Origin of the sequence: Xylanibacter ruminicola (assembly GCF_900142525.1) — a bacterium.
Lineage (GTDB): Bacteria > Bacteroidota > Bacteroidia > Bacteroidales > Bacteroidaceae > Prevotella > Prevotella ruminicola_A.
In genome coordinates, this window is the sequence record NZ_FRBD01000041.1 from 1 (window position 1) to 11,103 (window position 11,103).

The 11,103-nt window shown below is 49.5% G+C and carries 9 protein-coding genes; 3 read left to right on the forward strand and 6 right to left on the reverse strand.

Going from position 1 to position 11,103, the window contains the following annotated elements:
* Window positions 1–473 precede the first annotated feature (473 nt).
* From BUB86_RS16545 to BUB86_RS16570, 6 genes are all read right to left on the reverse strand, one after another.
* Window positions 474–998 carry a hepatitis A virus cellular receptor 1 gene (locus BUB86_RS16545; RefSeq protein ID WP_139261730.1) on the reverse strand — a complete coding sequence of 175 codons (525 nt, stop codon included), beginning with the start codon at window positions 996–998 and terminating at the stop codon, window positions 474–476.
* A gap of 115 nt (window positions 999–1,113) precedes the next feature.
* Window positions 1,114–1,758: an HAD family hydrolase gene (locus BUB86_RS16550; protein WP_073211757.1), complete on the reverse strand. Its 645-nt coding sequence runs from the start codon at window positions 1,756–1,758 to the stop codon at window positions 1,114–1,116.
* Window positions 1,755–3,473 (reverse strand): dipeptidase, encoded by a 1,719-nt coding sequence (locus BUB86_RS16555; RefSeq protein WP_073211760.1) that lies wholly within the window; start codon window positions 3,471–3,473, stop codon window positions 1,755–1,757. Before BUB86_RS16555 ends, BUB86_RS16550 begins: the two co-directional genes overlap by 4 nt.
* 23 nt (window positions 3,474–3,496) lie before the next feature.
* Window positions 3,497–4,345, reverse strand: a complete 849-nt coding sequence (gene nadC, locus BUB86_RS16560) for a carboxylating nicotinate-nucleotide diphosphorylase (protein WP_073211763.1) — start codon at window positions 4,343–4,345, stop codon at window positions 3,497–3,499.
* A 17-nt stretch (window positions 4,346–4,362) separates the two neighbouring features.
* Window positions 4,363–4,869: an outer membrane beta-barrel protein gene (locus tag BUB86_RS16565; protein ID WP_081373306.1), complete on the reverse strand. Its 507-nt coding sequence runs from the start codon at window positions 4,867–4,869 to the stop codon at window positions 4,363–4,365.
* Entirely contained in the window at window positions 4,862–6,325 is a 1,464-nt protein-coding gene (locus tag BUB86_RS16570; RefSeq protein WP_073211766.1) for a carbon starvation protein A, read from the reverse strand. The genes BUB86_RS16565 and BUB86_RS16570 overlap by 8 nt, the downstream gene beginning before the upstream one ends.
* Before the next feature lie 134 nt (window positions 6,326–6,459).
* Here BUB86_RS16570 and BUB86_RS16575 point away from each other — a divergent pair, with 134 nt between their 5' ends.
* The 3 genes from BUB86_RS16575 to BUB86_RS16585 all read left to right on the forward strand — a co-directional run bounded on the left by BUB86_RS16575 (window position 6,460) and on the right by BUB86_RS16585 (window position 10,917).
* On the forward strand, window positions 6,460–7,902 hold the full coding sequence (locus tag BUB86_RS16575) for a glycoside hydrolase family 10 protein (RefSeq protein WP_254795208.1): 1,443 nt from the start codon (window positions 6,460–6,462) through the stop codon (window positions 7,900–7,902).
* A gap of 80 nt (window positions 7,903–7,982) precedes the next feature.
* The gene (gene uxuA, locus BUB86_RS16580; protein ID WP_073211771.1) at window positions 7,983–9,236 is read left to right on the forward strand and encodes a mannonate dehydratase; all 1,254 of its coding nucleotides are present in this window, start codon (window positions 7,983–7,985) and stop codon (window positions 9,234–9,236) included.
* Between the two features lie 94 nt (window positions 9,237–9,330).
* Window positions 9,331–10,917: a mannitol dehydrogenase family protein gene (locus BUB86_RS16585; RefSeq protein ID WP_073211775.1), complete on the forward strand. Its 1,587-nt coding sequence runs from the start codon at window positions 9,331–9,333 to the stop codon at window positions 10,915–10,917.
* Window positions 10,918–11,103 lie beyond the last annotated feature (186 nt).

An 11,103-nucleotide genomic window follows, 5' to 3' on the forward strand; every position in this document is an offset into this window, starting at 1 on the left:
AAAGTACTTGTCAAGTGTCATCTGTGAATTTGGCTTCATCTTGATAACTGTTTAAAGGGTTAATAACTCTAGTTATAGATTATAGCCAAAATCTTCCTCGACTTCACTCTTAGTGGACACTGCATCACCCAACGGCGTGCTTCGATTCTTTGCTCAGACTCTAAAGACTTTAAAAGGAGGACGGAGGAAAGTCTTGCAAACGATATAGCTACCTATGGCTTACCTAGCGACCAATGATCTCATCCTCCACGGCCACAATCTCTAGCAAAACTACAAAATTCCGACCGCATGTCCTAAAAAAAAGAGATGTTTAACATCTTACATTTAGAACATTATCTATAATCTGGTGCAAAGGTAAGAGCGACCAAAGGTCGAGCGGCCGCTTGGCTCGTCCAAGAACTCAGGAGGGGGAATACATTAAAAAAATTCCTCTCCTGATTGGGGAGAGGAATACCGGGGGAATATGTTAGTCCTTACTCGGCGGTTTTGATTCTGTGAGTTGGGCGAGAGATTGTAAGGCTATCAGTGTCGGAATCGGCTGAGCGAGTGCGATAGCTGCGCCAGTTGTAATCGCTCTCGTAGCGACGTGATGCGTAACGGAGATTGAAGTTTACAGCGTTGTAGCCATCGTAGAACTCACCACAGAAGCGATCGCCTGTAAGCGTGTAGTTACGGATTTCTACATCACAGTTGTCTTCAACAAAGTGAACATAAATGGTACCGTATCTTACGTACCACTCGATATGGGTGGGATTGTAATAACCATCGTCGTAGAAGTCTACCCAAAGACCTGTGCCCTCTGAATAGGTGTAAGGGTCTTTCAGGAAGGTTATCTCAGAGTCAACATAAGTGAAACCAGCCCAATCCTCGATAGTCATATCGCCGCGCCAGGTCCCTTCTAAGGTGTAGGCGATTTCCTCATCAGTTTCGCAAGATGTCAAAGACATTGTCATCATTCCCATCATTGCCATCATCAGTGTTGTGTATAGCTTCTTCATAACTTTACCCTTTCCTTATTTTAAGTTTGACATTAATTAAATTTTTCTGTTGCAAAGATAGGCATTATAACCTACCCTTGCAAAGGAAAAACTATAATTGGTGGTGGGGAATTCCCTAAAGTAGAGAGGAAAGTTGGTAGTAGTCCATATCACGATAGTCAGAAATCTGAATATCAGACAATGGGCAAATAGACTCTACCGAATTAGTTGTTGCTAATCCAACAACCTTCATATTAGCTGCTCGGCCTGAACGCAGACCATTAAAACTATCTTCAAACACGATGCACTCATCTGTATTTGCACCAAGCCGTTCAGCGGCTTTCAGATAGCAATCGGGATCGGGTTTGCTGCGATCGAAATCTTCTGATGTCAAAATCGCATCAAACAAGCTTTTGAAATCAGGCTGATAACGGTAAACTGCTTCCATCTTGGGAAGATTAGAGCTGGTAACTACCGCAGTCTTTACATCATGATTACGCAGATCGGCTATCAAACGCTCGAAACCGTCGATATAGTCATAATGCATCTTGCTCTCGTATTCATTCAGACGCTCAGTGATTTTGGGCTGCTCATCCAATAGTGGTCCACTAAACCACTGATCGTAGATCTGAGTAAGCGTCTGCCCCTTTATCTCATGTTCCAGTCCGGGATGCTCGGGGTGATAGAGCCGACACTGAGAACCCCAGAATATACTATACTGGGGTTCTGTGTCGAATACTACACCATCGAGGTCGAAAAGTGCTGCTTTCAGTTGACTCATTTCTTTTCCTCCGCTGGTACGATATATTTGTCGCCTGTCATCTTCAACAGTTCGCGTGCATATTTCTCGGGGAAACCTGGGCGAACTACACGGGCGCCGTGTCCATAAGGAGTACGCTCGAAGGTGCCGTTAGCATCGGTTGGTTTCTCAACCATATCGTTGAACTTCACAATCAGATAGAAGGCCAGTTTCTGCCAGCGGGCAATCATCTCGTCGCCCTTCTGGCAGCTGTAGTTAGTGAGGAAGGCTACACGCTCAGCCTCGGGCAATGCAAGAGCCTTAGCCTCAATCTCAGGCTGCAGCTGTGAGTATGATGCATCGAGCGAATCGCGCACAGCCTTCAATGTTGGGAACATCTGAGAGTAACGTGGATAAACCATATTGCTCACCCAGTTGCAAACCCAGAAAGCATTGTCCATCGAGAATGTTACATCGTCGGCACCCTCTTCGGTAAAGCACTTTGGGCGACGTGTGATGCAAGAGTACATGGGGGTGTAAGCAACCATGTTGCCATCGTCGTTACCAAACCAGAAGCAGGCTCCTACCTCGCGAGGCATCCAGCTACGCATCTGCGAGATGAAGCTCCAGGCAGTCTGTTGGGTAGAGATGGGACGCTCGTTAAACATCTCCTGCTCGCCAACCTTCAGCGAGAGTGGTGATGGACGATAAGGCATATCATAGATACCGCCACCGATGTTTGTATCGAGAGCGAATGGTGTGCCCTCGTAGTGATCGCGCATTGCATCGCGCAGATCCTGCATGGTTACTTTCTTGTTAGGAATAATCCAAAGAGGCATCTCCTTGGCATTCTTCTCCTTACCTGCTGCGTAGGGAACATACTCTGAGAAATCGTCAGAGAAGCGATTGAAGAAACTCCACACGCGAGCCTCGCAATAACGACGACCTGAGAAATCAGGAGCAGCATAGGCTGCGTTATAGCTGAAGTCGGCATCTTTTCCGCTGAACCATCCCATGGCGCGGGCGTAGCTCACCACATTATCTGAATATACCACCAGATTGGGAACAGCTTTCTTACCATTCACGGGGAACTTCTTCTGCAGGTCCTTCATCTTAATAGCGGTATAGCGGCCATCAAGGAACTTGGTGATACGGCTCTGGTTAGCGTGAGCGGCTACAGCGTTGTCGGGGATACGGATAGCTACCCAAACGGTGCGCTCCTTCGACTTGGTGCGGTCAGGACCGCAACCCATCATCTCCAGCATCCAAGCCTCGTCCTTATCGGCTACCGAAAATGTCTCGCCCTCAGAGTAGTAACCATACTGCTCTGCCAGTGATGTCATAATCTGCAGAGCCTGACGAGCTGTCTTTGAACGCTGCAGGGCGATGTAAATCAACGAGCCGTAGTCGATGATACCAGTTGAATCGGCCATCTCTTCGCGACCGCCGAAGGTTGTCTCACCGATAGTTACTTGCCACTCGTTTGAGTTACCAATCACATTGTATGTCTCAGCAGCCTCGGCTATCTCACCCAGATACTTGTTTGTATCCCACTCGAACACCTTACGCATATCGCCAGGCTGATGCTTGGCTGCGGGATAATGATACAGGGGCATGAACGCGCCGTAAGAGTCGGCATTATAAGTTACAAACACCGAACCATCGGCGCTGGCTTTCTTACCTACAATAAAATTTGTACATGCTGCTGCGTAGGTTGCAACCAACAGCATGCCGGTTAAAACTAATTTTCTTTTCATATACCTTATTATATATATAGGAGTTAGCATGCCTTAAACGACATGTCGAGTCCTTTCACAGAATGGGTCAGTGCTCCAACACTGATAAAATCAACACCTTGCTCGGCATAGTCGCGGATTGTATCGAAGGTGATACCACCGCTCGACTCTGTCTCATAGCGATGATTGATGATATCTACTGCCTTCTTGGTGTCGGGCACGCTGAAGTTGTCGAGCATGATACGGTCGACACCTCCGTGATCCAATACCTGCTGCAACTCGTCGAACGAACGAACCTCGATCTCAATCTTCAGTTTAAGACCTTTCTCGTCGAGATACTTATGACAACGGTCGATAGCGTTGGTGATGCCACCTGCGAAATCTACGTGATTATCCTTCAGCAGGATCATGTCGAACAGTCCGATGCGGTGATTGCATCCGCCGCCGATCTTTACAGCCTGCTTCTCGAGCATACGCATACCAGGCGTAGTCTTGCGAGTATCAAGCACACGGGTGTTGGTACCTTTCAGGCGCTCAACATACTTGTCGGTCATGGTGGCAATACCACTCATGCGCTGCATGATATTCAGCATCAGGCGCTCTGTCTGAAGCAGCGAGCGCACCTTACCTGTAACAATCATGGCGATGTCGCCCTTTTTTACACGTGTGCCATCCTGCATCAGCACCTCAACCTGCATGGTGGAGTCAAAACGGCGGAACACCTCCTTGGCAATCTCAACGCCAGCCAGAATACCATCTTCCTTAATCAGCAGATGACTCTTGCCCATAGCATCCTCGGGGATACAACACAAAGTGGTGTGGTCGCCATCGCCGATATCTTCAGCAAACGACAGATCAATCAATCTGTCTACTAGTTCATCAACACTTAACATATTTATATATACCTAATTTAGAAATAAACGCCAAAACCAATTCGCAGGCCGAATCCAGAATTGTCTGAATTCTTAGTGCTGTGCTCGTAAAAAATCTCGGGCTCAACAGTGAGCTTGCCAGTAAGGAAGTAAGCGTAGCCTAAGTTCACTTCAGGAAGGAAATCGCTCTCATTATCCCAACTGTCGTACTTGGCTGTAGCACCAAGATACAAGCCGCAACTCTCGAAATAATAGCGCAGACCTCCACCAAGCTGTACCACAGCAGGAATATCTGTCTGTTTAACATAAGCCAACTGGCCAACAACCATCCAGTCGTCAGCGATCAGATAACCAGCTTTTGCTGTCAGACCCAAGGTCCAATCACTACCTTTGTGGTAACTCAAATCCAGACTTGAGGTCGATGCACCAAGATAGAACTTACCCTGACTGAACACTTTCTCAGAATCATTCAGATACTGTGCGTTAGCACTGATTGCCATCACGAGGGCAACCATTGTCATCATTAGCTTTTTCATATCAATCATTGTTTTTGTTAGTATATTTTTTGTACCATAGTGCAAACCAAACAATAGCCACAACCAGACATGCTACGCCGTAGATATAGCCATCGTTACCCAAGCCCAGCATCTGCTTCGAAACGAAGATATAGGTTGAGCAAACTGTAGTCATGAACAGAGCGGGAACGAGGGTAAGCCAGAAACACTTCTGATTGCGAACCAGATAGACGGAAATAGTCCACAGGGTGAACACGCTCAAGGCCTGATTGCTCCAACCGAAGTACTGCCAGATGGTGTTGAAACCATCGGGATTCTCAATCTGCCAGAACAGCATAGCGATAGAACATGCGAACATTGGAACGCAGATATACAGGCGCTTGGGAATGGGACGCTGGTCGAGTTTTAACCACTCGGCCACAATCAATCGACCCGAACGGAAAGCGGTATCACCCGATGTGATAGGAGCAGCCACAACACCCAGCATAGCAAGGATAGCACCTACTACGCCCAACCAGTCATTGCACACCAGATTTACTACTGCAGGAGCCGATGTATGGAATCCGGCCGTAGCCTGTTCGATGAGCTCGTAGCCAGGAGCGGGATTGCCGTAGAAGAACCACGATGATACGGTAGCCCAGATAAGTGCTACGATACCTTCGGTAATCATGGCACCGTAGAAAATGGGGCGTCCCATCTTCTCGCTCTTCACGCAACGGGCCATGAGCGGACTCTGCGTGGCGTGGAAGCCAGATATAGCACCACAGGCCACTGTGATGAACAGAGCCGGGAAGATGTTATCCTTCCAAGTGTCGGGTTCGGTTGCTGCACCCAGATTATAGAAGCTGTTCCAAAGCTCGGGCACAGTGGGCCAATGCAGGAAGAGCCAAACCATCAGCGCACCTGCCATAAACAGCAGCGAGAAGGCGAACAAGGGGTAAACCTTACCAATAATCTTATCGATGGGCAGCATAGTGGCAATAATGTAGTAGCAGAAGATGATAGCTATCCACATCATCGTTTCGCCGCCTATGGAGTGCAGAATCTCGGCTGGGCTGTAAACAAACACCGTTCCCACCATGATAAGAAGCAGCACGGTAAACACCAGCATGATGCTCTTGGTGGTCTTGCCCAGATACTTTCCAATCAGCTCGGGCAGACCTGCACCATCGTGACGCATAGAGAGCATGCCCGAGAAGTAATCGTGGGTAGCTCCGGCGAAGATACAGCCGAACACAATCCACAAGTAGGCCACAGGACCGAACTTGGCACCCATGATAGCACCAAAGATAGGACCTGTTCCGGCGATGTTCAGGAACTGAATCATAAAGATTTTCCACGAGGGCAACACGATGTAGTCCAGACCGTCGGCTTTGGCAACAGCTGGTGTCACACGGTCATCAGGACCGAATACTCGCTCCACGAGTCGACCGTAGAACAAGTAACCCAACACAAGAGCCACGAGGCTCAACACAAATGAAATCATCTTTCCTTGGCTTAAATTTGAATTATTTTTGTGCAAAAGTAGTGTTTTTATTTGAGAAATGGAAAAAAAAGCGCTAACTTTGCACCAAAATTCTCAAAAAAGATATCATTTTGAAACAAATTATACACATTTTAATGCTTTTAGCATTTGTAATAAGTGCAAAAGCACAGTTGCCAAAACACGAAGTCAGAGCAGTATGGCTTACCACCATAGGTGGTATCGATTGGCCTCACTCCTACTCTAAGACTACCCAGCAGCAAGAGCTTATTTCCATTCTGGACCAGCTGCAACAGGCTGGCATCAACACCGTTCTTATCCAGACACGCGTAAGAGCAACCACCATTTTTCCGACAACTACCGAACCTTGGGACGGATGTATTACAGGCTGGGTCGGCAAATCGCCGGGTTACGACCCTCTGCAGATGTGCATCGACGAGTGCCACAAGCGCGGTATGGAGTGTCACGCCTGGATTGTTACCATTCCCGTTGGTAAGTGGAACGGCACAGGTTGCAAGCAACTGCGACAGAAGTACCCCACGCTGATACGCAAGATTGGCGACGAGGGCTACATGAACCCCGAAATGCCTGAAACAGGCGATTATCTGGCCAAGTTCTGTGCCGAGGTAACCCGGAAATACGATGTTGACGGCATTCACCTGGATTACATCCGATATCCAGAGACTTGGAAGCTGAAGGTTTCGCGCCCGCAAGGCCGACAGTACATCACCAGTATCGTAACCAAGATTCATCGTGCGGTTAAATCGCTCAAGCCCTGGGTTAAGTTATCTTGCTCACCCATAGGCAAATACGACGATTTGGCTCGTTACAAGAGTTCGGGCTGGAACGCTAACACCACCGTATGCCAGGATGCACAGGGCTGGCTGCGCGACGGACTGATGGACGCACTGTTCCCGATGATGTATTTCCAGGGCAACAACTTCTACCCTTTTGCGGTTGACTGGCAGGAGCACAGCTACGGGCGCATTGTGGCTCCAGGACTGGCTGTGTACATGATGCACCCCCGCGAGAAGAACTGGGATCTCGACGTGATTACCCGCGAGATGAGCGTGCTGCGCCAGATAGGTCTGGGTTTCACCTTCTTCCGCAGCAAGTTCTTTACCGACAACACCAAGGGTATCTACGATTTCACCCGCGATTTCAATATCACACCTGCGCTGATTCCGCCAATGACTTGGACGGGCAAAGCTGCGCCATCGGCTGTATCCCAGCTGAATGTGAAGCGCGGCATGTCGGCCGACATTTTGTCGTGGCAGAAGGCCGCAGATTACTCTGATGGCGACTACCTATTATATAATGTGTACGCATCGGAATCACTGCCGGTTGACATCAACAATCCCGAGAATCTGATTGCCGTTCGCCAGCGCGATTTGTCGATTACGGTGCCTCACAATGGCCGCACGTTTTACTATGCCGTTACGGCGATGAACCGCTACGGGCTGGAAAGTCAGCCGGTTAACATGAAGGCCTCAGAAGCCTTTGGCAATGGCAAACCGCTTAATTTCCGGCAGCTGATAATAGGTAATAAGCTAAAAAAGTACAAAATGACAAAGAAATGAGCCATAAGAACAAGCTAATTTGTCTATAATTGATTAATTTTGCAAGCGAAAATATAACAAATCAAAAAACAAGTAGTAATATGGAAAGAACATGGAGATGGTTTGGCAAGAAGGACAAGATTACTCTTGCACAACTGAGACAAATCGGCGTTGAGGGCATCGTTACCGCCCTGCACGACGTACCTCTGGGCGAGGTTTGGACTCGCGAGAAGATTCGCGACCTGCGTGAGTACATCGAGAGCTACGGCATGCGCTGGAGTGTAGTTGAGAGTCTGCCTGTGGTAGAGACCATCAAATACGGCGGCCCTGATCGCGACCACCAGATTGAGGTTTACAAGGAGAGTCTGCGCAACCTGGCAGCAGAGGGCATCCACTGCATCTGCTACAACTTTATGCCTGTGCTCGACTGGGCTCGTACCGACTTGTTCCACGACAATCCAAACGGTGCTACCAACCTCTATTTCAACTATGCCGAGTTTGCTTACTTCGACATCTATATCCTGAAGCGCCCAGGCGCTCGCGAGGAGTGGGAGAAGTTCCAGTTCCCCGAGGGTTGGGGCAAGGGCCGCAGCGTGATTGCCGAGTGCGACGAGCTGGCCAAGACCATGACTCCTGAGAAGGATCACAAGCTGGTTGAGAACATCGTGATCAAGACTCAGGGCTTTGTATCAGGTAACTTCAGCGAGAACGACGAGGCTCCTGTTCAGAAGTTCCGCGAGTTCCTCGACCTGTACAAGGGCATCGACAAGGCTAAGCTGCGTGCCAACATGAAGTACTTCCTCGAAGCCATCATGCCTGTTTGCGAGGAGTGCAACATGAACATGTGCGTTCACCCCGACGATCCCCCTATCGAGATTCTCGGTCTGCCACGCATCGTTCGTACCGAGGAGGATATCCAGTGGTTCCTCGATGCTGTGCCCAACAAGCATAACGGTCTCACCTTCTGCGCCGGTTCGCTCTCTGCAGGTGCATATAATAATGTGGTTGAGCTGGCCAAGAAGTTTGCTTCGCGCACCCACTTCGTTCACCTGCGTTCATGCCACATCTTCCCCAACGGCGACTTCACCGAGGCCAGCCATCTGGGCGGACGTGCCGACCTGATTGAGCTTTGCCGCATCTTCGAGAAGGAGAACCCAGAGCTGCCAATGCGTGTGGATCACGGTATGACATTTACCGACGAGCCTGGTGGCATTATGGACGAGAGCAGCCACGGCCACAACGCCGGCTACACCCTGCTGGGCCGTATGTTCGCCCTCGGACAGGTACAGGGCATCCTGGCTACCGTCGACCGCGAGTTGGGCATCGAGTATAAACAGCCAGGCTTCTTCGATTAAATACTCTGCCTGCAGAACAATTGTCCTTTTAACTTCCAAGAGCCGTAGGCTCGATAACTTCCAAGCGAAGCGATAACTTCAAAAAATAAAATTTATGAAACTCAACGATATTATCAGCGGCCAGTTTAACGCCGCAGAATGGGAGCAGAAAGGCTATCAGCTCCCTAAGTTTGACATCAAGGCTCTACGCGAAAAGACAGCCAAGGAGCCCACATGGGTGCACTTCGGTGGCGGAAACATTTTCCGTGCCTTCCCTGCTGCTATCCTGAACGACGCACTGAACACAGGTAAGTACGACCGCGGTGTGATTGTGGCCGAGACCTTCGACTTCGAGGTCATCGACAAGGCCTACGCACCCTACAATAACCTCTCACTCTGCGTGAACCTCTGTTCTGACGGTTCTATCGAGAAGAAGGTCATAGCCAGCGTTACCGAGGCCCTGAAGGCCGATCCTCAGTTCGAGGACTGGAACCGACTGGTGGAGATCTTCAAGAACCCATCGTTGCAGATGATTTCGTTCACCATCACCGAGAAGGGATACACCTACAACGAGGCCGACCTGGCTTGCGGACTGAAGCCTGTATTTGCTATGGGTAAGGTTTGCGCCCTGCTGCTGGAGCGCTTCAACGCCGGACAGCTGCCACTCACCGTGCAGTCGATGGACAACTGCTCGCACAATGGCGACAAGGTAAAGGCTGGTGTGATGGCTTATGCCGAGCGCTGGGCTCAGGACGGACTGGTGCCCGCTGCATTCCTCGACTACCTGAAGGACGAGAAGAAGATTACCTTCCCTTGGTCGATGATCGACAAGATTACCCCACGCCCACACGAGAAGGTGAAGGAGTTGCTGGCTGCCGACGGATTCGACGACAACGACTACATCGAGACCGAGAAGCACACCTTTACCGCTCCATTCGTGAACGCTGAGGAGGTGCAGTATCTGGTCATCGAGGATAACTACACCAACGGTCGCCCACCATTGGATTTGGGCGGCGCACTCTACACCACCCGCGAAACCGTGGATAAGGTTGAGACCATGAAGGTTACAACCTGCCTGAACCCACTGCACACAGCCATGAGTATTTATGGTTGCATGCTGGGCTACACACTGATTTCTGCCGAGATGGCCGACGAGGATTTATGCAACTTTGTAAAGAAAATTGGTTATATCGAATCTATGCCTGTTGTGGTAGATCCAGGTGTATTAAATCCTTACGAATTTATCGGTGCCGTTATCAAGCGTCGTCTGCCTAACCCATTCATGCCAGACGCTCCACAGCGTATCGCCATGGATACCAGCCAGAAGCTACCTATCCGTTTCGGCGAGACCATCAAGAAGTACATTGCGCGCGGACTTGACATGAGCAACCTCGAACTGATTCCACTTACATTGGCAGGTTACGCCCGCTACCTGAAGGGTATCAAGGATGATGGTACAGCATTCGACTGCTCTCCCGACCCAATGCTCGAGGAGTTGCAGGCTATCGTTGCTCCACTGGAGATTGGTAAGCCCGACCAGAATTGGAGCCCGCTGAAGGCGCTGTACAGCCGCAAGGACGTATTCGGACTCGATCTGTACGAGGCTGGACTGGGTGACCAGATCGAAGGAATGGTCAAGGAGCTATTTGCAGGCCCAGGATCCGTTCGTAGCACCCTGCACAAGTATGTTACAGCCCGATAAATAGAAAACGCGTCAGAAGGCCTAAAAATAGCCTTAAATCGAATCGCCGATAGATTCCTAAACATACGGGAGTTTATCGGCGGTTTTGCTAATGCGCGGCAGTGCGGCAGTGCGGCAGCGCGGCATTAGGTGTTTGCATAGTATAGTAGTGAGGCATATATATCTATTTTAAATTATTATATATTA